This is a genomic window from Sediminispirochaeta bajacaliforniensis DSM 16054 (assembly GCF_000378205.1).
Lineage (GTDB): Bacteria > Spirochaetota > Spirochaetia > DSM-16054 > Sediminispirochaetaceae > Sediminispirochaeta > Sediminispirochaeta bajacaliforniensis.
Genome location: NZ_KB899406.1, coordinates 293,918 through 317,322 on the forward strand (window position 1 = coordinate 293,918; position 23,405 = coordinate 317,322).

Annotated in this window: 21 protein-coding genes; 17 read left to right on the top strand and 4 right to left on the bottom strand. The window is 52.1% G+C overall.

Going from position 1 to position 23,405, the window contains the following annotated elements; all coding sequences use genetic code 11:
- Position 1 precedes the first annotated feature (1 nt).
- The 17 genes from F459_RS0101340 to F459_RS0101420 all read left to right on the top strand — a co-directional run bounded on the left by F459_RS0101340 (position 2) and on the right by F459_RS0101420 (position 16,790).
- On the top strand, positions 2 to 2,596 hold the full coding sequence (locus tag F459_RS0101340) for a hybrid sensor histidine kinase/response regulator (RefSeq protein ID WP_020610936.1): 2,595 nt from the start codon (positions 2 to 4) through the stop codon (positions 2,594 to 2,596).
- A gap of 41 nt (positions 2,597 to 2,637) precedes the next feature.
- A complete protein-coding gene (locus F459_RS0101345) occupies positions 2,638 to 3,222 on the top strand; it encodes a TetR/AcrR family transcriptional regulator (RefSeq protein ID WP_020610937.1) in 585 nt (194 codons plus the stop codon).
- Positions 3,223 to 3,266: 44 nt separating this feature from the next.
- Entirely contained in the window at positions 3,267 to 3,977 is a 711-nt protein-coding gene (locus F459_RS0101350) for a hypothetical protein (RefSeq protein ID WP_020610938.1), read from the top strand.
- On the top strand, positions 3,974 to 4,495 hold the full coding sequence (locus F459_RS0101355) for a hypothetical protein (RefSeq protein WP_020610939.1): 522 nt from the start codon (positions 3,974 to 3,976) through the stop codon (positions 4,493 to 4,495). Before F459_RS0101350 ends, F459_RS0101355 begins: the two co-directional genes overlap by 4 nt.
- A complete protein-coding gene (locus F459_RS22015) occupies positions 4,495 to 5,061 on the top strand; it encodes a flavodoxin family protein (protein WP_020610940.1) in 567 nt (188 codons plus the stop codon). Before F459_RS0101355 ends, F459_RS22015 begins: the two co-directional genes overlap by 1 nt.
- Before the next feature lie 200 nt (positions 5,062 to 5,261).
- Positions 5,262 to 5,663, top strand: a complete 402-nt coding sequence (locus F459_RS0101365) for a MerR family transcriptional regulator (protein WP_020610941.1) — start codon at positions 5,262 to 5,264, stop codon at positions 5,661 to 5,663.
- Complete coding sequence (locus tag F459_RS24250; RefSeq protein ID WP_211213980.1) at positions 5,663 to 6,142, top strand: aldo/keto reductase; 480 nt, start codon at positions 5,663 to 5,665, stop codon at positions 6,140 to 6,142. The genes F459_RS0101365 and F459_RS24250 overlap by 1 nt, the downstream gene beginning before the upstream one ends.
- Positions 6,127 to 6,435 carry a 4Fe-4S dicluster domain-containing protein gene (locus F459_RS24255; protein WP_026294826.1) on the top strand — a complete coding sequence of 103 codons (309 nt, stop codon included), beginning with the start codon at positions 6,127 to 6,129 and terminating at the stop codon, positions 6,433 to 6,435. Before F459_RS24250 ends, F459_RS24255 begins: the two co-directional genes overlap by 16 nt.
- A 216-nt stretch (positions 6,436 to 6,651) precedes the next feature.
- On the top strand, positions 6,652 to 7,662 hold the full coding sequence (locus tag F459_RS0101380; protein ID WP_020610942.1) for a LacI family DNA-binding transcriptional regulator: 1,011 nt from the start codon (positions 6,652 to 6,654) through the stop codon (positions 7,660 to 7,662).
- 4 nt (positions 7,663 to 7,666) lie between these two features.
- Positions 7,667 to 8,668, top strand: coding sequence for an ADP-ribosylglycohydrolase family protein (locus F459_RS0101385; RefSeq protein WP_020610943.1), 1,002 nt, complete (start codon positions 7,667 to 7,669; stop codon positions 8,666 to 8,668).
- Positions 8,665 to 10,068 (top strand): CoA-binding protein, encoded by a 1,404-nt coding sequence (locus F459_RS0101390; protein ID WP_020610944.1) that lies wholly within the window; start codon positions 8,665 to 8,667, stop codon positions 10,066 to 10,068. Before F459_RS0101385 ends, F459_RS0101390 begins: the two co-directional genes overlap by 4 nt.
- Positions 10,065 to 10,721 carry an acetate--CoA ligase family protein gene (locus F459_RS0101395; protein ID WP_020610945.1) on the top strand — a complete coding sequence of 219 codons (657 nt, stop codon included), beginning with the start codon at positions 10,065 to 10,067 and terminating at the stop codon, positions 10,719 to 10,721. The genes F459_RS0101390 and F459_RS0101395 overlap by 4 nt, the downstream gene beginning before the upstream one ends.
- Complete coding sequence (locus F459_RS0101400) at positions 10,714 to 11,451, top strand: citrate/2-methylcitrate synthase (protein ID WP_020610946.1); 738 nt, start codon at positions 10,714 to 10,716, stop codon at positions 11,449 to 11,451. The genes F459_RS0101395 and F459_RS0101400 overlap by 8 nt, the downstream gene beginning before the upstream one ends.
- Positions 11,451 to 12,350, top strand: coding sequence for an ABC transporter permease (locus F459_RS0101405; protein WP_020610947.1), 900 nt, complete (start codon positions 11,451 to 11,453; stop codon positions 12,348 to 12,350). Before F459_RS0101400 ends, F459_RS0101405 begins: the two co-directional genes overlap by 1 nt.
- Positions 12,344 to 13,231 carry a carbohydrate ABC transporter permease gene (locus tag F459_RS0101410; protein ID WP_020610948.1) on the top strand — a complete coding sequence of 296 codons (888 nt, stop codon included), beginning with the start codon at positions 12,344 to 12,346 and terminating at the stop codon, positions 13,229 to 13,231. Before F459_RS0101405 ends, F459_RS0101410 begins: the two co-directional genes overlap by 7 nt.
- Positions 13,232 to 13,241: 10 nt before the next feature.
- A complete protein-coding gene (locus tag F459_RS0101415) occupies positions 13,242 to 14,645 on the top strand; it encodes an extracellular solute-binding protein (RefSeq protein WP_154651595.1) in 1,404 nt (467 codons plus the stop codon).
- A gap of 36 nt (positions 14,646 to 14,681) precedes the next feature.
- Positions 14,682 to 16,790 carry an ADP-ribosylglycohydrolase family protein gene (locus tag F459_RS0101420; RefSeq protein WP_020610950.1) on the top strand — a complete coding sequence of 703 codons (2,109 nt, stop codon included), beginning with the start codon at positions 14,682 to 14,684 and terminating at the stop codon, positions 16,788 to 16,790.
- An 81-nt stretch (positions 16,791 to 16,871) separates the two neighbouring features.
- Here the strand turns inward: F459_RS0101420 and F459_RS0101425 are convergent, their stop codons facing one another.
- The 4 genes from F459_RS0101425 to F459_RS0101440 all read right to left on the bottom strand — a co-directional run bounded on the left by F459_RS0101425 (position 16,872) and on the right by F459_RS0101440 (position 23,323).
- Entirely contained in the window at positions 16,872 to 18,659 is a 1,788-nt protein-coding gene (locus F459_RS0101425; protein ID WP_020610951.1) for a flavocytochrome c, read from the bottom strand.
- A 159-nt stretch (positions 18,660 to 18,818) separates the two neighbouring features.
- Positions 18,819 to 20,093 carry a DUF1302 family protein gene (locus F459_RS0101430; RefSeq protein ID WP_020610952.1) on the bottom strand — a complete coding sequence of 425 codons (1,275 nt, stop codon included), beginning with the start codon at positions 20,091 to 20,093 and terminating at the stop codon, positions 18,819 to 18,821.
- The gene (locus F459_RS0101435; RefSeq protein ID WP_020610953.1) at positions 20,093 to 20,908 is read right to left on the bottom strand and encodes an outer membrane lipoprotein-sorting protein; all 816 of its coding nucleotides are present in this window, start codon (positions 20,906 to 20,908) and stop codon (positions 20,093 to 20,095) included. The genes F459_RS0101430 and F459_RS0101435 overlap by 1 nt, the downstream gene beginning before the upstream one ends.
- Before the next feature lie 27 nt (positions 20,909 to 20,935).
- The gene (locus tag F459_RS0101440) at positions 20,936 to 23,323 is read right to left on the bottom strand and encodes an efflux RND transporter permease subunit (protein WP_020610954.1); all 2,388 of its coding nucleotides are present in this window, start codon (positions 23,321 to 23,323) and stop codon (positions 20,936 to 20,938) included.
- Between the last annotated feature and the right edge of the window lie 82 nt (positions 23,324 to 23,405).

Below are 23,405 nucleotides of genomic sequence, written 5' to 3' on the forward strand. Positions count from 1 at the left end.
TGTGAAACCTCTGTCGTATGGAGCCTTTGCTCTTGTCTTTTTTTATGCCTACCTTGCTTACCTGATACTTCGGCACAACCCTGCTTCCCTTCTTAATCGGCTTGTTGCCCTGCTTTTGACCGATTTTGCGTTTTGGGCCCTCTACACGACATTCAGCACTGCGGTTGAAGATTATGCCTTCGCTCTGAGCCTGTATAAGGTTTTCTCTCCCCTCTGGCATATGTTCCCCGGAATTGCCCTCCATATCGCCCTCCATGTGCATGGATTTGATCGAAAAATTCCGGGGCCCCTGCGTTATCTCCTGCTTTATGTTCCCGGTTGTATAACGGCCTGGGGCTATTACCGCTTTGTTTTCGTCGGTTTGGAGATGAACCGCTGGTATCTCATGGGCATCATAGATACCTCATCTGCCTGGTTTTACCTCTATAATGCATATCTTTTGCTTTATGTAGGGGCCTCAATTACCCTCTTGCTTCTTCGGGGATATAGAAGTGGAATCCACCGAATCAAGATTCAGTCCCGCTACCTCGGCTGGTCGATGACGATTAGCCTTCTGTTGGGGCTCTGCTCCAATGCTTTGCTCCCCTCTCTTGGCATTGAGTTTCCCTTTATGGCAATTTACTGGAATACGATCTGGGCCGTCGGGCTCTCTGTGGCCGTCACCCGGTACGGTTTTTCCCGTATTACTGCCAGCCTTGCTGTTTCCCAGCTCCTTGCCCAAGTTCGGGATTTCCTTCTTATTCTGGATACAGAGGGGGATATTTTTACTGCCAGCGATTTTTTGTGCCACCGGCTTCGGCTTTCCGAAGCTGAGCTGAAGGGGCGTTCCGTTGCCGTTGTCATTGAAGATGCCTCTTTCTTCTCTCGCGTCCGCAAGCGTTTTTCGGCAGGAGCCGGCCTGTTTCAGGAAGAGATTGTGATCCGGTCCGTTCCCGTTCTCATGAACATATCGCCGATGTATTCCCGGGAGGGAGAACTTCTGGGATACCTTTGCGTCGGTCATGATGTACGGCATCTTCGCAAGTTGCGTGAGACCCTCCGGAAATTCGAGGGATTTATCCAGAACGCCCTGGACGGGATTGTTCTTACCGATGAGCAGGGGCTTATCAGCCACTGGAATCGTGGCATGGAGCTGGTAACGGGAAGTATGCACAGGGAGATGGTGGGGAAGCCCCTGTGGGAAGCTGCAGATCGGGTGGTAGCGGGAGAGAATGATCGGCAGCCTGTATTTGAAGGGGCCATTCGTTCCGTGCTCAGGGAGGGATCGGCCCCCTGGCTCGGCGTCCTGCACGATTTGACCATCCAGAGGAGCGATGGCGGAATGCGTCTCGTCCAGGTAAAGCCTTTTCTTGTTTCAACCAATAGGGGTTATATCCTTTCCTTCATTATTCGTGACGTGACGGAGTATCAACAGATGCAGGATGAGCGGGTCCGTCTGATCCAGCAGCTTGCCGATGCCCAACGCCTTAAGGCAATCGGAACCCTTGCCGGCGGATTGGCCCACAACTTCAATAATATCCTTGGCGGTCTCTACGGTTCTCTTAGTCTTCTTCGAAGTGTCGTTGAAAACTGGCCCGTGGACAGAGCCGAGGTTCTTGATCGAATAGACGATATGGAAATCCTTTCCCGGAGGGGGGCAGAGGTCGTACGCCACCTTCTCTCCATTTCCGGTGGCCGCCGGAGGGAGTATCAGCGGATCGATCTTGTCCCTGTGGTGGAGGCAGTACTTCTTATGTGTCGAAATAGTTTTGACAAAAGTGTGACCATCAAAAAAGAGCTTCCCGACCATGCAGAGGTCCTGGGTGAGCCTTCCGAACTCGAACAGCTGTTACTTAATCTTGCCATCAACGGCTTGCACGCCATGACGATTATGCGACAAGAACGGTCGCAGTGGGGCGGAAAACTATTGATTGCCTTACGAAAAACGGACCAGGGTTGCCTGCTTGTTGTTGAGGATCAGGGAGTAGGGATAGACGATGAAACGATTAAACAGATGTTCGATCCCTTTTTTACCACCAAAGAGGAGGGGTTCGGTACCGGGTTCGGCCTTTCGATGGTACAACGGATCGTCCGGGATCTTGGTGCAAAGATTGATGTCACATCGACTGTTGGCGTCGGAACACGTTTCGCCATCCTTTTTCCCCAAATTGAAGAGGCCAGACTGCTATCCATCGATGCCTCGGAAGGTTCTTCTTCCGATGAACCCCTTGTTTCTCCCCATGCCTGTCCCGGCAAGATGATACTGCTTGTGGATGATGAGGCTCCTGTTCGGATTACAACCGGCAAGATCCTCGAACGGGCGGGATACCGGATTCTGACGGCAGAGAACGGCAAAGAGGCGATTGCCTTGCACCAACGGATGGGGCATCACATTGCTCTTACGATTCTTGATCTCACTATGCCGGGGCTTTCAGGTCTCGAGACCATGAGACAACTGAAGGAGATCGATCCTGAGGTCATGATTCTTTTGACCAGCGGCGGTTATACCGCTATATTGTCGCATCCGATTATTGCAAAGCCATACACGCCGGAAGAGTTGCTATCGCGTGTGGCCGATATGATACGAATCGGGACGATCGAGGAAGAAAAGAGGTAGAGACTATTGACTTTTATGTTACCACTTGGTAACATAAGTGTATGAAGGATCGAAAGCAGACGGAAGAGCAAATTCTTACCGCCTTGGATCGGCTTTTTCTCTCTAAAGGTTTTACCGGATTGGGGGTGAATGCGGTTGCCAAGGAAGCAGGTGTATCAAAGGTTCTCATCTATCGTTATTTTGGGGGCATTGATGAGCTGTTGGAGACATGGGCACTGCGAAACAGCTATTGGATCGGGGGAATGAAGCGTCCCGTTCCGCTTGACGATCCCAAACAGACGGCTCAGTATATCTTTCGTGAGTATATTGCCGATCTTCGGGAACACCCGGTGAAGCGTGAAATTTTACGCTGGTTTTTGGCGGAGAGAACCGAGCTTGGGATCAAGGTGATGCGGAAGATCGAACAGGAAGGGCTTGCCTTTACCCGTTGGCTTGTGGATCAGTTTCCCCATAATCATACCGCGGATCTTGAGGCCCTTGTCGCTCTTCTCACTACCGGTATTTCCTACCTTGTACTCCTTTCCGATCGGGCCGATGTCTATAACGGCGTTGATCTGAAGAGTCAGGAGGGATGGGATCGGATATTCTCCGTCCTCGAACGTATCATTGAGGATAGCTTTACATAATTTTTTTATAGACATGTAACCAAACGGTAACATGTGGAGGTGTTATGAAACATTGGTTTTACATCACGGTTACGCTCCTCGCTTTTACACTCGTTTCCTGCAGCAGTGCGGGGGAGACTGCTCAACAAGGGGATTACCTGCTTACCGTTAATCCGGGAGAAGAATGGCTGCACCAGTACAGTACCTTCATCAAAAATCCGCCGCAATATGCGATTTGGATGGAAGATGCTTCGGGTACCTATCTCGGCTCACTGTTTGTTACCCGTAAAATTGCCACCGAGGGGTGGATCTTTAACGGGGAAAATCGAAGGGTAGAGGCGCTTCCTGTCTGGTCACACCGTCGAAATATCACCGACGGTGCAGGCTTTCTTGTACCAAGCAAGGAAAAACCCCTGGCGGACGGAATCACCGGGGCAACACCCAAAAGGGAACAGGAGCTTCTGCTCAGGCCGACGGACAAGGATGGAAGCTTCTGGCTCTACCTTGAGATCAACCATTCTACGGATTTCAATGGTTCCTGGCCCGAGGACGCTTCGCCGGAAGATGAGAACTGGAGCGGCGGCGAGGGGGGCAGCGGGCAGCCGTCGCTGGTTTATCGCTGTTTCGTCGACCCTGCCTCAGCCGGCAGCTGGAGCATGACGCTGATCGGCCACGGAAGTCCCGATGGCTCGGATGGTGGAATCTATCCCGATATCAGTTCTCTCACTACGGCTCTTCGAATATTGGAATCGGCAGAGGTTGAACGCCTGCCATGAAGTATTCCATCGTCATTGTCACTCTCGTACTGTTTTTTTCTCCCTCCGTGCTTCCTTGTGAGGACTGGAGGGGCGGAGTATCCCTTTCTTCCGACGCGCTTTTGATTTCGACGGAAAGAGAAGTGCTTGATAACCTTTTCATGGGGATTGAGCTGGGGCCGGCCTGGGAGCGGGAAGCGGATTTTCGTATTGATGATTTTCTTGTGCGGACAACGGTGCGCTGGTTTCCGCCGCTTTTCGCAGGGCTGTACCCCTATTTTCTGACCTTTGCTGAACTTTGGTGTGTGGATACCGGCTATGCGCAATTCGCCGCCCCGGGCATCTGCCTGGGGGCCGGCTGGAGTCTCCCTGTCGGCCGCAGTCACGCACTGTTTATTGAGGGAGGATGGCAGTTTGCGAGACGACATATTAATACCAGCTATGAGACGACATCCTACGCCGTCTTTTACAACGAAATGTGGTCTGCTCCGTCCTTATTGATTACTATCGGATGGAGACAGGCTTGGGGAGGAACATAGTGGAAGCACTCATGTTGTACGGGAGCCCTCGGAGAAACGGGGTAAGCTCTCAAATTCTTGATTACCTTGGAAGATTGCTGCAGGAACAGGATGTTGCTGTTCGTACGGCGTTTCTGTACAAGGAAGAAATTAAGCCTTGCGTCGGGTGCCTTTGTTGTCGGCCCGACAAGAGCTGTGTTCTTCCCCGGGACGGCGGCCATACTATTGCCGAATGGATAGAGGTTGCCGATATCTTGATTGTCGGTACGCCTACCTACTGGGGTAATATGAGCGGGCCGATGAAAACGCTTTTTGACCGTTGTGTTCCCGTATTTGAGTACATCGACGGAGTGACGATCAAACGGCGTCAGAAGGGAAAAAAGGCGGTGATTGTCACCGCTTCCGCTGCCCCCTTTCCGGTAAACCTCCTTCGTTCCCAGGGCCGGGGAACAATCTCTTCCCTCAGAACCATTCTATCTGCCGGGGGATACCGGATCATCGGAACAATACATGTGGCCGCTTCCGCAAGCTTTGACAAGCGGAAAAAAAGGATTTTCAAGAGACTTCATCGCCTGTTTCCTCTATAGGCGGGCGACCTGACAGTGATTGCTGCTCCACCCTCAACCTGTGTTTTCGTTTCCGGCCAAGGGCAATCCCAAATAAAAAAGATTTTAACTTGACTTGGAGCTAACTCCAGACCCTATGTTTATGAAGAATATATCTGTGCGGTCCGTGCAAAGGCATGCATTGCCCGGGCCGCAATGCAATCCAAGGAGAACAATGAGAAGTGCGGATTTCTGAAATAAGCGAAAAACATCACATTTCCCAGGATACGCTCAGATACTATGAACGCATCGGTTTGCTTCCTCCTGTAAACAGAAAACGCGGAGGAATTCGCGATTATACCGAGGAAGATGAGCGATGGGTCGAGTTTGTAACCTGTATGCGGGGGGCGGGACTTTCCATTGAGGCATTGATCGAATACGTCAGCTTGTGCCAGCAAGGGGACAAAACCAGTACCGAACGCAAGGCCCTTCTCGTCGGGCAACGGGATGTTCTCATTTCGAAGATTGAGGAATTAAAAAAGACTCTGGCACGCCTAGAGAAGAAAATAGACAGCTATGAACGAGTTTTGCTTAAGAAAGAGCGCTCGATGGGCGGCTTCGGTGAGGAGATCCAGGATGCATGATGATACGCAGAAGAGATTCCGCAGAAAAAACGCCGCCGACCATGCTTTTGAAAGAAAAGGGAGATCAGAAGCGAATCTTCAACGAGCAACTCGAGAAATGTGGTGTGGATTATTTTGATTATTATCTTTTACATAACCTCACAATCTCTCATTACGAGATAGCGAAGATATTCGACAGCTTTTCGTTTGTCCGAAAGATGCAGGCGGAGGGAAAAATCGGGGAGGTCGGCTTTTCTTTCCATGACCGGACCCAATTGCTGGATAAAATTCTCATGGATCATCCCGAGATGGATTTCGTACAGTTGCAGATTAATTACGTCGACTGGGAGAATGAGAGCATCCAGTCTGGATGGCGTATTCATGGTGCTAAGCGGCATGTCGAGTATGGAGCAACTGCTCGACAATACCGCATACATGGATGCCTTCAGAAAGATCTCGCCGGAAGAACGAAAAGGTATAGAAGGTGTGGTCGGATCTGATCAATGCACCACTTGCGGTTCCCTGCGCCGCCTGCCGTTATTGTGAGGATGGCTGTCTGCAGAACATCGCGATACCGGAGTATTTTGCCCTTCTTAACGAGGAAAAGCGGGCGGGAACGAAGGGCTTTTCCATTCAGCGGGTGTATTACGGAAATTACGCGCAGACCTTTGGAAAGGCTTCGGACTGTATTGCTTGCGGAAACTGTGAAGAGAGCTGCCCCCAGCACATTCCCATCATGAACGTGCTGAAGGAGGTTGCCTCGAATTTCGAGGAGAAGCCTTCCCGGGCCTAATCTCTCTCTTCTTTGTTTATGGATGAACAAAGAACCCTTGGGCCGGTATCGATCCGATACTGCTCAGGGTGCTTTCTTTTCGCTCTTTTCTGCGGATACGTGATGATGTTTTATTTGCCGTACAGATGGTTCCATGCTATAATGTTTTCGGGAACGTTCCCAAAGGCGTTTCTATTTTCTTTCCCTTTTTTAGGGAACGTTCCCTATGGAGCTATCATGTCACAGGATGTAACAATTCTTGATGTTGCAAGGGCGGCGAGACTTTCGAAAAGTACTGTTAGCCGGGTTCTTTCCGGCAACAGCTATGGCGTCAGTTCCGATGCGATAGAACGAGTGGAAGAGGCTGTTAGGCGTCTGGGATATGTCCGGAACACCCTTGCATCCAGTATGCGGACCAATAGGTCGAAAACTATTCTCCTGATTATTCCGGATATCACCAACAGCTTTTGGGCTGAGGTTGCCCGGGGCGTGCAGGATCGCTTCGACAGCGAGGGCTACAGTGTCGTCATGGCCAACAGCGATTGGGAGGCGGATCGCGAACGACGCTATATCCAGCTCGCACGGATGAACAGGGTTGATGCGGTTTTAATCAACGCACCGGACATTGATATGATCGAACTCTCCGGGGTGAAGTGCCCTGTTGTTCTCCTCGGTGAACGAAAGGGAAGGGGAGGCTTTCCCGTGGTTGGGACCGATACCTTTGGAGCTGTAACCGAGGCATTGGAGTATCTGTATCGCCTTGGGCACCGGGACATCGCCCTTGTTCATCACGATCGTCTGGATAGCGAGGGGTACGGCAGCAGCCGCTTAAAGGCCTTTCGGGCTTTTTTGAACGGAAAGGGACTTGAAGACCGGGATGATCGAATTTTCACCGTCCCCCTTGTCAGGGAAAGCGGGGTCGAGATCGCTCGAACCCTTTCGACCATGGACAAGCGGCCAAGCGCCATGATAGCGGGAAACGATTTGGTTGCCGTGGGGTTCCTTCAGGAGGCGCGGCGTAACGGAATCACGGTTCCCCGCGATATATCCGTCATCGGTATCGACGATATTCCATCGGCGACGATGATCAGCCCGGCCTTGACTACCATTGGAAAGCCGAAGCTCGAAATCGGAAGGATGGCTGCGGAGATTGTTTTGAAGATGCTTGCCGGTGTGCAGGTCGATCCCGTCACCCTTCTTCCTGCGCAGCTGATTATACGTGAAACAACAAGGCAAAGAGAGGCTTAGTATTATGAATCGAAGAGAACTACTCGCAGACAGGCAGCTCTATCTTTCCAGAGCCGCAGGGGCCCTGATCGGATTGGCTGTCGGAGACGCTGTCGGAGATATTGGCCGGGATCAGGAATATCGAAAGCAGTACGGGATGATCGTCTCCCTCTACCCGGGGGCAAAGAGCACCGACGATACCGAATTCGGTTTTCTCACCGCCCGTACCCTCATAGATTGCGGAGGAGATATCACTCCCGATGCGGTATGGAACTCCTGGAAGCGTAACATCGTCGATCGGGGCGGCATGAAAAAACGGGGCGGCAGGCCCCTCTACGGTGCCGTCCGTAACATCGAGCGGGGAATCCGTCCCCCTCAGTCGGGGATCGACAACACCATGAACGATGACGACGGCGCTGCCATGCGTATGGCTCCCATCGGAATCTTTGCAGCCGGCGATGTGCAGGAGGCCGGCCGCCTCGCGGAGATCGATGCCTGCGTTAGCCATCATCGCGACGGTATCTGGGCGGCAAAGGCCGTTGCCGCAGCCATCGCCGCGGCCATGGTCGGCATGGATCCCGTGGAGGTCGTCGAGACGGCACGGAAAATGGTTCCCGATGACAGCTGGCTGGGGCGTTCCCTCGACCGTGCATTGAACCTGTGCCGCAGTGCAGGGGAGATGCTTGATATCTGGGAAGAGCTTCATACCGAATTTTGGGCTGCCGAGCATGCATCCAGTGCGGAGGCCATTCCTCAGGCCCTTGCCATCTATTATATGGCCGGGAAGAATATGCGCCGTGCCCTTTTCTGGGCTGCAAACTTCGGCAGGGATGCCGATACCATTGCTGCGGTGGTTTGTGCACTGGTAGGCGCCTCCCATGGGGTGGAGGCCTTTCCCGAAACCTGGGTGGAGCAGGTCCGCCGGGCCGACGGGGTTTGCCTCGGCTTTGTCGAAGACGAAGATGCCCTGAGCCTTGCCGAAGAACTTGTGGATCTTGCAATTTCCCGGGAGGCATCCGGAAGATGAGTGTGTACAGATCCCTATCCCCTCTGTTTTCGCCCGCCTCCCTCGCCCATGTGGGAGCCAGCGAGCGGGGAACTTATCCCGCGGAAATTTTTCAGAATCTGCTCGAATGGAAGGGCAGGCTGTATCCCGTTAATCCGTCCAGGAGCGAAATCTTTTCCGTTCCTGCATATCCCTCGGTTTCGGCCCTGCCCGAGGTGCCGGAACTTGCCCTTGTCACCGTCGCACGTCAGCGGGTAATCCCTGTGGTGGAAGAGTGCATCGCCTGCGGTGTGAAGGCTGTGGTCCTTATATCGGCAGGCTTTGCCGAGGCCGACGATTACGGCCGCTCCCTTCAAAGGCGGCTGAAGGAGCTTTCCTCCCGGATTCGCATCATAGGGCCCAACTGTGCGGGCCTTGCAGATGTCAAAAACAGTTTTATCATGACCCGGCTCTTTGCTAAACCGCGCAGGGGCGGGGTGAGTTTTGTGTCCTCCAGCGGGGCGCTGATGATGGCGCTCTTCGGCAGTTTCACCGGACGGGGAATCGGTCTGCGCTATCTGGCCAGTCTTGGTAATCAGGTCGACGTCTGTATGGAGGAGGTGATGGATTATTACCTGGACGATCCTGAAACCACGGTACTGACCGCCTTTATCGAGGGGGTCGGCTCGGGCGATTCCTTTGTTCGCCTCCTGCAAAAGGCTGGACGGAAGCGGATACCCCTGGTTGCGGTAAAATCGGGAAGAAGTGAGCTCGGCAGCAGGATCGCCGCCACCCATACCGCATCCCTTGCCTCTTCCGGGCGGGTCTTCGAAGAGGTTTTCAGGCAGTACGGAGCAATCTTGGTCGATTCTCCTGCACAGATGCTGGATGTTGCCCTTCTCGCGGATACCATCGGCCCGCCTGCCGGTGGGCGGATCGGTGTCATCAGCCAGTCGGGGGGAGCCGCCAGTCTCACCGCGGACCTGTTTTCCCGCTATGGTTGTTTTTCCCTGCCTCCCATTCCTAAATCCCTGGAGCTGCGGCTGCGCAGGATAGAGGGTATTCCCGACTACGCCCGGCTTCTCAACCCCTTAGATGCCAGGGGAGATGCCATGAGGGGTGAGGAGATCGCTTCGCTTATCACCGCCATGGGAGAAGGCGGGAGTTGGGATCTGCTCATGCTTCTTTTCGCCAAGAATCCCAATCGGGAGGTAGAGGCCCAGACGGTTCAGGGAATTCTTGCGGCAAGAAAGCAAATGAAGCTTCCTATCGTCGTTGTCTGGATCGGCGAGGGGGACGGCGGTCCAGACGCTTCGCAGGCTTTTTCCATGCTGAAAGATTCGGGCATCCCTCTTTTTCATGATCCCCAGCCGGCGGTCGCTGCTCTTGCAGCCCTCCTTCGTTGGTCGCAGATGCACAAAGACGGGGAGGATGGTGCATGAACAACATACTTGACTGGAAAAGTAGCGAAGGACTTCTTTCTTCCTGGTCTCTTCCCTTTATTCCCACGATATCGGCAAACGGGCCGGACGAGGCGGCGAAGGCTGCGCAGGACATCGGCTTTCCGGTGGCGCTAAAGGCTATCTCTCCCCTCATGACCCACAAAAGCGACCACGGCCTGGTCCATCTCAATCTGGCCGGGGCGAATGAAGTACGCAATACCTGTCGGAAGATGGCGGGAATCGAAGGCCTCGAAACCTTCCTGGTTCAGAAAATGGCGGACAGGGGCTTGGAAATGATCGCCGGTATTATTCGTGATCCCCTTTTCGGGCCCGTGGTGCTTTTCGGACCAGGGGGAATCCTTGTCGACCTCCTTGACGACAGCCGCATGCTTCGGCCCCCTTTTCGGGAGATTGATGTGCGCACATGTCTGAGGGAGATGAAAAGCCATCCGCTTTTGAATGGGTATCGGGGAGGTAAGCCTCTCGATATCCAGGCATTGGTAGGAACCCTTATGAGATTGGGGGAACTTGCCCTTTCCCTGCCGAAGCATATCGGCTCCGTGGACTTTAACCCTGTGATTGTGCACGACAAGGGGCTTTCTATGGTCGACCTTCGTATATCGGTTACCGATGGAGGTGCAGAGAATGAGTGAATGTGAATACAAGTGCGGTATTCCAGACATCACCGAGATCGGAGATGAAGGAATTCGATACCGCGGTACCAGGATGGATGATCTTATCGGCCCTTTCGGCTTTGCCCGAAGCCTTGGATTATTGATTACGGGAAAGCGTCCCACCGAAATCCAGGCCAGGATGATAGACGCGCTTCTTGTGAGTGCCGCCGATCATGGTGAGAAGGCCCCCTCGGCCTGTATCACCACCTCCGCTGCCTCTGCCCGGGCCTCTTTGGGGGCTTCGGTCGCCGCAGGGCTTCTTGCCATAGGCGATGTTCACGGCGGAGCGGCCAGACAGTGTGCTGCCATGCTGCTGGAAGCGGAGAAAGAAAAAGATCTCCGGAAGCTGCTTCGCCGGCGTCTGGAGTCCGGGAAGCGTATCCCGGGTTTTGGTCACCGCATCTACAGAGAGAAAGATCCCCGGGCCACGCTCCTTTTGCAGCTGGCCGCTGAACTGGGGCTTGCCGGGCGCTGCTGCGGACTATTGCAGGAAACAGAGAGGCTCCTGCCCGAGCTTATAGGCAAAACCCTGGTAATTAATATCGATGGTGCCCATGGTGCGATCCTTGCCGATCTCGGCTGGGAGCCTTCGATGTGTGAAGCTCTCTTTATCATTGCCCGAAGTGCCGGGCTTTGCGCCCATGCCCTCGCAGACTTTTCATCAAGACGCCCCCTCCAATTTATCTCGGAACTCCAGGGAGGCAGGTGATGGCCCTGAGTGTCGGAAAACGAATTCGCCGGGACAGGATGCTCTATCTCATGTTTCTGTTCCCAGCACTCTATTTTATCATATTCCACTATATCCCCATCTGGGGAGCCCGGCTTGCCTTTCAGAAGTTCAACTTCTTCGGCTCAAATCGTTGGGTGGGGCTTGAAAATTTTCGCATACTCTTCAGCTCTCCGGTATTCGGCCGAGTGTTCCTCAATACCGTGATCATCAGTTTCATGAAATTGATCTTCAATTTTCCCGCTCCCATCATCCTGGCCTTGCTGCTGTTGGAGATCCGCAACGGACGCTTTCGGAAGATCGTCCAGTCTCTGGTCTACCTTCCCCACTTTCTCTCCTGGGTTGTCATCGCCGGAATTTTCATCTCTATGCTTTCCCTCAAGGACGGCCTGGTAAACCAGCTGCTCGAACGATTCGGTGTGGCCCCTGTCGCCTTTCTGACGAGTCACCGTCATATTCGCTGGGTCCTTGTTTTTTCCGAGATGTGGAGGAGTGTCGGCTGGGACTCGATCCTCTATGTCGCCGCCATCCTGGAGATCCCCGAGGATCTCTACGATGCTGCAGCCATCGACGGCTGCGGCAGGTTCCAAAAGATGACCAAGATAACCTTACCGGCGATTTTTCCCACCATGATCACCGTCTTTATCCTGAACCTTGGCTTCTTTATGAATGCCGGCTTCGACCAGGTCTTCAACCTCATGAACGATTCGGTGATCAGCGTGGTGGATATCATCGATACCTACGTTTACCGCGTCGGTCTTATACAGGGGGAGTTTTCCCTGGGAACCGCAGCCGGCTTGTTCAAGGGTGTCATCGGCCTTGCCCTGATATACGGAACCCACCGGACCAGTAAGAAACTGACAGGGGAGGGCTTATGGTAGAAAACAGGCTTAGCCCCTTTCGCCTCTTCAATGCTCTTTTGATGTTGCTTCTCGCCTTGGTTATGGTTTACCCACTCATCAACCTGTTGGCCATCAGTTTTACCGGTCCTGCCGCCATAGCCCGTGCGAACGGCCTTACCCTCTTTCCGAGGGATGCCACCACAGCCACCTACAAGGCGCTTTTGACCAACCAGAAGGTCTACCGGGGGCTTTTCAACAGCCTCTTCATTACCTTTGTCGGTACGGCGATCAACATTTTTCTTACCAGTATTGCAGCCTATGTGCTGACTCGGAAATATCTTTTCGGCAGGCGATTGTTTCTCGTCTTGATCATAATCACCATGATCTTTGAAGGCGGGCTCATCCCCGATTATTTTCTCGTAAAAGGGCTCGGACTGATCGATTCCTACTGGTCGGTCATTCTCTACAAAGCTATTAATCCCTATTACCTCATTATCCTGATGAGATTTTTTGAAAAGGTGCCTCTTTCCCTCGAAGAGTCCGCACGGCTCGAAGGAGCCGGAGAGTGGCAGATTTTTTCCCGGATCATCCTGCCGATAAACAAGGGCGGACTTGCAACCATTGGACTTTTTTATGGAGTCTTTCATTGGAATGAGTATTTCCGTGCCCTCATCTATTTGAACAGCGAGGCAAAGTGGCCTCTTCAGGTGGTACTGCGGGAATTAATCGTCGGCCTGGATAAAGCGGCCTTTCTCGGCAGTCTGAGTTTTCTGAAATATTCCGACGCCTCGATGATGATCGATATCAAGGCACTCAAATCAGGAATGATTATCTTGGCAATTTTACCGGTCCTGGTGCTCTATCCCTTTATACTCCGCTATTTTACCAAGGGCACCATGAGCGGAAGTGTAAAGGAGTAGGAGGATGAATATGAAACGAATTTGTGTTTCGCTTCTTGTGGTGATGCTCTCTGCGATTCCGCTCTTTGCGGGAGGAAATCAGGAATCCTCGGATGTCGCAGCCGACGGAGTGATCAAGCTGCGGCTGGTAGGGAAGGATAACTCCCCGACGGAACAGATCAATGTCGATCACATCAATCGGATCGAAAAGGCGATCTACGAGAAAGAGGGGTTGAAGCTGGACATTGAACTTGTGAGGGTACCCGAAGGCAGCTACGCGGAAAAACTCAACCTCATGATCATGAGCGGAGATATCCCCGACATCATCTATTTTCAGGGAAACGATCAGGCCATTGCAAATCAGGGAATCCTTGAGAACCTTCGACCCTGGATTGCAACATCAGAGATCATGCAAAAAGCTATGCTTGATTTCAATAAAAAAAGGATCGAGAGCTATCCCTACCTTTTATGGCTCGCTCCACCCCGAATACGGGTCCCCATGGTACGCAGCGACTGGTACGAGGCCTACGGCAAGGATGTCGAATCCCTGGATGATTACTACGATATGCTCACCTTTTTTACGGAACAGGGTGGAATCGGCCTTACCGATACCGGGAATACCGATCGTATCGACTACGTCTTCAACCGGGCCTTCGGTATCACCTCGACCTGGATGAAGCAGGAGGGCAGCTGGGTCTATTCCAGGGTAACCGATGAGGAAAAGGCGAAACTTGCCTTCTATCGCAAGCTCTATGCCGAGGGGATTCTCGATCCCGAATATATCACCACTAAGTGGGATACCATGGAAGATAAGCTGTATACAGGACAGGTGGGTATGATCGCCAGTTCCGCCGGCACGGTTGTCGATATCTACGAGAGTAAGATGACGAAAAGTGCTGCCGACAGTGGTTTGACGATTCTTCCTCCGGCTAAGGGCGTGGATCAAGGCTTTACCGTGGATGTTACCAAGGAGTCCCGGGGATGGGCAATCTCGGCTGGAAGCAAGCACAAGGAAGCTGCCTGGGCTTTTCTTGAGTTCATGGCAAGCGATGATGGCCAAATGCTGGACCGTCTCGGCTTTGAAGGAATCCACTACACCGTCGAGGACGGTACGATCAAGCTCACCGACCGTTTTAACGAATGGTGGCCCCGCTACCACGAGGTAGTCGGCTGGAAATCTCCGGTACCCCTGCTTGGCGAGAGCGCGCAAAAGAGTCTTGATATTGCGGTCGAATATACCAAAGAGGACATCAACTTTCTGATCCCCAAGGAGCTTGCTCCCAGTTGGGATGCCCTTCAAAATCTCTACCGCGAGTATGCTTTCAAGCTGATCAGCGGGGAGTATCCCATGGATAGGTTCGACGATTTTGTGAAAGAGTGGTACCGCTTGGGGGGCGACCGCCTTACCGAATATGCCCAGACGGTTCTTCAATAGACTTTGTTTTACCGGCAAGGGTGAATAGAGAGGGAAATGATGATTCAGTCCGATTACCCGGAACGGGTATATGCAGGTCTACTTGGAAAGTGCATCGGTGTTCGCCTTGGCGCCCCGGTGGAGCCGACGGTGTGGAGCTATGAACGAATCCGGGAGACCTACGGGGATATTACCGGTTATGTGAAGGATTACAAGAACTTTGCCGCCGACGACGATGTAAACGGCCCGCTCTTTTTCATTCGGGCCCTCTACGACTACGGGGAGAAACGGGAGATTACTGCCGAAGATATCGGTAACTGCTGGCTCAACTATACCCGGGAAGGGAGAGGTTTTTACTGGTGGGGGGGCTACGGCCGCAGTACCGAACACACGGCATACCTGAATTTGAAACATGGTATCCCGGCCCCTTCTTCCGGCTCGCTGGAGCGCAACGGCGCCACTGTTGCCGAACAGATAGGTGGTCAAATCTTCATCGACTCATGGGGACTGATTTTTCCCGATAATCCGGAGGCTGCCGCCCGCTATGGAGAGATGGCGGCCAGTGTTTCCCACGACCGGAACGGCATCTACGGCGGCCGTTTTATCGCATCCGCTATTGCCGCCGCTTTTTCGTTACGGGAACCCGAAGCCATCATCGAGAAAGCCCTGTCCTTTATTCCGCAAGAGAGCGAATATGCCCGAGTCACCAGGGCGGTGATGGATTTTTATCACAAAAACAGCGACGATTTTCGGGCCTGTCGTGCCTTTCTCGAGGAGAACTTCGGCTACGATCGATATCCCGGTGTTTGCCATATCATTCCCAATGCCGGTGTCTGCATCCTCTCCCTGCTCTATGGAAAGGGCTCTCTTTCCCGTTCCGTGGAGATTGCGACGATGTGCGGATGGGATACCGACTGCAATGCAGGAAATGTAGGGACTATTATGGGGGTCGCCTGCGGCCTTGACGGGGTTGAGGAAAAATACCGAGGCCCTATAAACGACTTTCATGCCGCCAGCAGTATTGCAGGAAGCCTTAACATCCTGGATCTGCCCACCGAGGCAAAGCGACTGGCCCTTCTTGGCTACCGCATGGCGGGAGAGAGGTCCCCTGAATCCCTTGCCTCCTCGACGCCGGAGCGACAGCTGCTCTTCGACTTTCCCTTCCCCGGCGCTACTCACGGATTCCGCTCCTCCGACAGCCGCTATCTGACCCTCTCCCCGGGAAGGGACGGTACGCACTACGTCCTTTCTGCCCTGGTCGACCGGCTGCCCCGGTACCAGAAAAAGCGGCTTTTTTACAAGAGCTTTTATCGTCGGGAGGACTTTTCCGACGAACGCTATCTTCCCGCTTTCACTCCCCTGGTTTATTCCGGTCAGAGCCTTTGCTGTCGTTTCCGATGGGATGCCTATTCCGAGGTGCTGCCGGCCATCAGCCTCTACGTGAGGACGACCGGCGACAAGTCATATCTGGAAAGCAGGCCCTTTTTTCCGAAGCGGGGAGCCGACGGCGTTCTCGAGACCGAAGATCTCTGCTGGACGATTCCCGATACCGGAGGCAGGGCCATAGATGAAATCGGTATCACCGTCGAAGGCCGCGAAAAGGAGCTCTGTTTTGGTAAACTGTTGCTTCACCGTTTTTCCACCGAGGGCAGGGGAACTCAAACCCTTGATTTCTCGAAGGAGTGTGTGGAATTCGATACCATCACCCAAACCACCTATGACGGCGGGGCATGGATGCTCGAGGAAAGCCACGTTCAGGCCATCTGTCCGGAGAGAAACGAACTCTATACCGGAAACTTTTATACCCGTGATCTCCTGCTCCGGACGACGATCACACCGGAACACGGTGAAAGTCACATGCTGATCCTCCGGGCGAAGGGACGGCGTCACGGTTATTTCGTCGGCTTCGACGGGAAAGACAGGGTCCGCCTTATGAAGAATGACAACGGCCTGGAAGAGTGTGCGAGTGTTGCCTTTCCCTGGCGCCATGGCAGGTGCTATGAGGTTGAGTCATCGATCCGGGGAGATACCATCATCTTTTCTGTAGAGGGACAGAAGGTTCTGGAATATTGTGATCCTGCTCCCTATCGATATGGTATGTACGGGCTGGCTCAGCTTTCGGCGTCCCGGACTCTGTTTGGCTCCGTGGTGGGAGAAGAGCTATAGGAACGTTTGTTTTGGTGGGTATTGAAGGTTTGTTCCGGAAAAAAGATGGCTGCCGGCCATGCCGACAGCCATCCCTGTTTTTTATTCCTGATTGCTTTCTGCCGCGGCGTTTTCCCCGGCAATCTTACCGAAGACATTGATATCAACCAGGGCGTTTCCGCCCAAACGGTTGGATCCGTGAATTCCTCCCGTGGTTTCTCCTGCAGCATAAAGCCCCGGAATCACATTACCATCTTTATCGATGACCTGGGTCTTTTCATTAATCTTGATGCCGCCCATGGTGTGATGGACCGTCGGCTTCCTCGCACCTGCGTAATACGGGGGCTGATCAATCTTGTCGGCGAAAAGGGTTCGTCCGAATGCATCCGGTCCGCCTGTTTCAACGGCCTTGTTGAATTCGGCAACCGAAGCCTTCAGGTTATCTGCATCAACACCGATTTCATCGGCCAGCTCTTCCAGGCTATCCGCTTTATACGCCCGACCCTGATCAAGAAGCTCCTGCATCGTTTCGTTGAAGTTGTTCTTGATGTCGGTGGTGGGGTAACAGTGACCATCGAGGATGACCCACATAAAGGCGTCTTCCTGGTCGAAGAGGGCTTTTGTCATTACATCACGACGGGCTCCTTCGTCGACAAAACGCTTGCCATCCTTATTAACGAAGATGCGGTTTTCAACCCCCAACTCGATATTTCCCGAAAGGCTGCCGGTATCCGGGTCCCCCATGGGAAGCAGCTGAATATACTCCATGCCGACAAGATCGGCACCAACCTTCTCGGCCAGGGCCAAGCCGTCACCTGTAGCACCGGGATGGTTTGTTGTCTTGATAGTGGTAAGGGTAGGCCATATCTTGTTGTACTTGTCCCGAAGTTCTATATTTGCACCGAAACCGCCGGTGGTGAGGATGACCGCCTTATGCGCCTGGGCAACTATCGTGGCATCGGGTCCTGTCGCTTTTACGACGCTGACGCGACCATCTTCCTTGTAGAGATCGACGGCCCTTGTATCGGTAAGGAGGGTGATTCCGTCATGTTGCTTGATGTAATTCATGTAGGTTTCGATGTAGCCCGTACCAAGCGGCTTTACCGGCTTATGGGCCCTGGGCCACAGTCCGCCCAAAACGGTGAAGATCTGACCCTTGAATTCCATGCCCAGACTTTCCAGCCACTGGAGCGTGGGGTAGGCGTTTTCCACCATGGTGTGGATGAGAACCGGATTACCTAATTCATCTCCCCCTTCATAGGTCTGGGTATAATGCTTTTCGATTGAATCTTCGATACCTGCCGGTTTCTGGCGGGAGGGGTCGACCGCATTATAGGCCGCTCCCGATATAATGGTATTGCCTCCTACCTGCGGCATCTTTTCCAGGACGATGACCGTTGCACCCTTCTGATTGGCGGAAACCGCTGCGGCAAGCCCTGCGCCGCCTGCACCAACGACGACAATATCGGCGTTCATTACCTTAGTGGCCGATGAAACAGCATCGGCATCGCTTTCAGCCTTTCCTGCCGAAAGGGCTGCGATATCCGCACCTGCGGCTTGCAGAGCAGCGGTAACCGCTCCGATGATCGCCTTGCTGGAATAGGTTGCACCTGAAACCGTATCTACAGCCAGGGTTTGCCCTTCGATAATTGCTTTGGGAATCCGATCAAAAGCGGCATCGGAGACCCCCGGCGTCTCATTGTTCTGAATCACCTTTATCTCTTTGATGGAGGTGTCGTCTACCGTTACCTCCAGGACAACATCGTCGCCATGGATTCCCGGTGCGGCACCCTCATAGGTTCCTGCGGTAAAGCGTTGTTCCTTTTTTCCGCAGCCGATTGTCATAAAGACAAGTAGGATTACCATGGACAAAGTAATCAGTCGCTTCATTCTTCTTTCCTCCTATAATGTGTCGATAAATCTGTAAAATTGATATGTACCGATTATAATACACATTTATACCATATATTATGACTATTTTTCTAAAACAAAATAGTTTTTAAGATTTTTTGTGAAATATACTGATATTATTGAACCTGTATAGGTGCATTAAAAACTGCATCGGGCGCCGATCCAGGCACAGTCAAGATCATCGTAGGCAGTATAATCTCCCTTTCCTCCCTCTCCGTCGCTGTAGTATTGAATCCCGCCCCGAAGTGAAAGCGCATCGCTGAGGCTCCATTCTGCTTCTAGTTCAATTGCCGAATCCCAGTAGACCATTCCCATAGCGAGGGATGCCGAGAGGGTGAGGGTCTCCCGCAGCAGGTCCTTTGAGATGCTTACGGTCCCCGTGCTGCTCCTTCTATCCCGGTCCATAGCATCTTCATAATCGAGGACCCAATCTTCCATGTACTGGGCGGTCAGCGACCACCCGTTTCCCGGTATCCAGTCGACTCCTGCCAGGCCCATGATCTGGTTTTTTTCTAGGGATTGGCCAAAGCCTTCGGCCGCAGAGAACCGCCGACCGACGAAAAGGGCACCTTCCGTCCGCAGAACCAACGCCTTTACGGGAATGGCGGCGTCGAGACCGGTCATCCATATCTGATAATAACGTGATTCCACCTCTACGGTTCCGGAGCTGCCGTCTACCGTCAGGCTCCTTTCCTGGACCGGGAGATCTTCCCATCCGTGGAAAAGGGAGAGGCTTAGGTCCATACATGGAAGGTACCAGGAACCTCTGATGGCCCATTCACTGTCCCAGAAATCTTTCGGCAGATTCTTTTCCGTGAAATCATAGGAAACCGGAAGAGCAGATCCCTGGTACGCAATGGAATCGGGATGCTCGCTCGTGAGAGGGTTGAGAGGGTCGGTTGGAAGAAGAGAAGATGTGTAGACTGGAATCCATATGGTTTCTATGGTGGAAAGAGCTCCCAGAATCCTCAGCTTGACCGCCTCGGCGGGAAGGCGTGTGTCTTCGTATTCCTGCCCCACGAAGCCTGTATAGTCCTTGGGCGAGACAATATCGGTGATTTGCAGTCCGTCTGCCTTACCCCAGATGATAATCTGGCGTCCTATCCGCAGGTCGAAAGCTTCGGACATATATTCATAGTAGAGTTCCTTCAGGGTGAACCCACTTTCGGAAGGGGCAAGGCTGTCGTAGACACCATCTACCGATGCAAAGAAGCTTGAGTCTCCCGAATACAGGCGTATTTCACTTCGCAGCCTGCTTTCGGCGCTCAATAGGTTCTGATCATCTCCCGTGCCAAAGGCGTAGTGTGAATCTGCAAAACCGCTGGTCTCCAGCTGGGCATAAAGCAGGGGACAGGGAAGCATAATGCAAAAAAAGGCCGCCAAGGCGGCGGCCCTTATATGGTTTTTCTTCATCAGCGAATTCTCCCCTGCTCAAGAGTTGAAACCCTGAAAAGAGCGTCCGATACTTCCTGGTTGTAGCTGACGCCCCGGGTTTCCAGAAGGGTGGTGTGCTGATCCTGCAGATTCTCCATTTTCATTTGTCTTGCCGTCCATATTCCGTCGATCTGTTCAATTTGAGAAACGACAAGTTTCTTGAGCAGCTTGCCCTGACGGTCAAAGTAGTCAACTTGAACAATCATGGAAATATCCTGACGGACCTTTGATATCTTTTTTGAATACATATAATTGGGGTCTTTCGGCGTCGATTCGACAACCCAACACCGCTTTCCGTCCACCGTTTCTTCCCCAATCAGCTTGTGTTCGTCCTCGTCGACTTCCCTGTCCCCCATATCGTCGTAGGTAAAGTCGGTACCCATGAAATAGTCGTTACGAGAGGACCCTGATATCCTTCGGACCTTTCGCAATGCCGGCATGAAGAGCCATGTATCATCATCTTTGCCATTCTCTTCATACGACCACGTCAGATAGCCTACGCCCTTGACGTCGGAGGGAGTCAAGAAAACCATAACGGTTTTTTCGTCCTCACCATAATCTTTGCTGTATGAGAGTACCTCCCTGGTCCTTACATTTCCCCTGCGGCTGGTGAGGGTCATGATCATCTCGTTGCGGCTGGTATCTCCGTCGTCCCGATCGTCCACCATCTGCATGATGTCGCGGCCGCTAAGACTCTGGGCTCCTATCGACAGGACCGGAAGAGTGAACAGAGCCAGGAATACAAGCAGACATAGAACGGGATTCAGGCTTTTCTCGGCAATTCTGGTATGCATACGCTACTCCTTTGATTTGGGATATGATTAAAGAATTTTCCGATCGGCCGTTTCTTTACCGAAGGGCTTTGTTATATAGATCAGGATCGGGGTCATGAGGTAGTCGGCGGCAAGGGCAGCGGTAAGGCCGATGACCGCCAGTATGCCGACCCGGGAAAGGGTATTAACAGGTGAAAAAATATACATGGCAAAGGATGCCGATAGAATCACAGTGGTCATTGCAAGCGTCTTACCTATGTTCCGAAAGGAGATGAGTATCGCATCATGGTAATTCCCTCCCCGTTCGAACTCATATTTAATGTGGTTGATGAAATGTATCGTATCGTCTACTGCAATACCGAGGAGCATCGGCATAATGGTCATGGTCATCATATCGAGGGAGAAACCGAAATATCCCATGATTCCTCCGATTACCACAATGGGAGTAATGTTGGGGATCATTCCGATAAGTCCGGTTCTGAGGCTTCCGAACACAAGAGCAAGAAGAATTCCAATGACACAAAGTGCCGTCAGGAATGATTTTAATTCTCCGATGACGATTTTTTCATTCATGGCTGCAAAACGTACAGCACTTCCCACTATATCGACTCTTGCGTGAGGAAATAGCTCTGTGCCGAGCCGACGTATGTGATCAAGCTCATAGACTATTTCATTGGCATCAAACCTTGATAGTTCGATTTGCGCACGTAGAATTGAGTAGTTTTCATCTATCCATTCGTAGGTCTTTGTTCCTCCCGAAAGCTCGTAGAGAAAGAGCAACTGGCTAACCATTTCCCTATTCTCAGGTATCTGATAGTAGTCGGGGTCATCTTCATGTAGGGTCCTGTTCATTTCTTTTACAATATCAAGAACGGAATAAATTTTAGGGACTCCATTGCTTTTCTTTGTGAGTTCGAAGCTTCCTGCTTCTTGAATAAGCTTGTCCAGCCTTCTCAGGACATCGGGATCCTTAACGGCATCCTGCTCCCCGAGGTCTACAGTAAGGTTGTAGGAGATATACGAGCCAAGCTGGGAGTTGACTACATCATAAACCCTTTTTATATAAGGGATTTTTAGGCCCATGAACTCAAAACTGTCTATGTTTACGCTAACCTTGAAGACTCCCGGAATAAGAAGTACAGCCGCTATAATAAAAACAAGTAGGATTGATTTCCTTCTGGTAACGACAAATTCACCAAGACCGCGAAAACGGCGATCGGAAACGCTCATCCCTTTTGCCTGCAGAAGATCGCTGCTGTCCGTTCGGTCTTTTCCAAAACTGAGAAGAATTGGGGTCAGTATGATGACATAAAGGTAGACAACACCGACAACTGCGGCACAGGTAAGGCCCAGCCAGCGGATTGGTATGATGCCTGCAGCGGAAAAGGAGAGTACCGATCCCATAGTGGTTGCCGCTGTGAAAAAAATGGGCCAGCCTGTTTCCTCTACTGCTGTGATAACCGATTTTTTCCGATTTCCTGTTTCACGAAAATATCTTTTGAACGTGTTGATAAGATGAATAGAGTAACCAACCGCCAAGGCCATGCCGAGAAGCACAGGAAGTGTCATCATATTCGCATCAATGGCGGTCCCAATCCAACCGTAGATGCCGTATACTAATGCTATACCTGCAATGGTGGTGAATAATGGTACCAAAAGGCCTCTAAGCGACCTAAGAAAAAGAAGAAGCAATAGCGCCATGGCAATAAAGCCGGTACCGACTCTAAGAGCGGCTTCACTGCCCATGAAATCCCGTTCTTCAGTTTCGGTATAGGGCATGCCGACCGCCTTAATGGTATAGTAAGGGCTTTCCCATTTGGGGTCTGTAACCACTGCGATGGCAGCCTCTCCTGCCCGATACATTGGTTCCACATCGTTTTCCGCTTTCCATACCGCTTCGTCCGGATATTCCTTCAGGGAAAGAGAAATCCAGGTTTCCTTTGCGTCTGCCGATACAATTTTGTTTACAAGGGCCTCTCTGGAAAGAACCAGTTTTTTAATTTCAGCCAATTCCTGTGGGCCGTGCGGAATTTCGTCTCCCACCGGATTTATGACAGCTATTCCTTCTTCGGTCCCTACTGAGACATCCAATTCGGTCAACGATGTAATCTCATCGGCATAAGGGACCTTGAGTAATAGCTCGTTGCCGATTTCACGGATCATTTGCAAGACGTGTGGCTGAAACACATCATCCGATTCAACAAGAAGAGCAATGGTATCATTGTTCCCGAAAAGCTCTTCAAAACGGTCCGTTGCGATCTCAATCTCATCGGCCTTGTTAAACCATTCGTCATTAGAGCTTGTAACTGCGACCTTATTCAGGCCGCTGAAACCAAGAGCAGAAACAAGGAGCATAAACAGAAGAATGAGCCAGCGATGGGCGATAAGCCAGGTGCCGATTCTCCGAAATATACTATTAACACGATGGAGTTGCATGAAGGTCTCCTGTTGGTAGTTTTGCTTATAAAAGTTAGTTTAAACTAATTAAAGAGCTCCCTTCTGTCTCGCCTTATCGGAC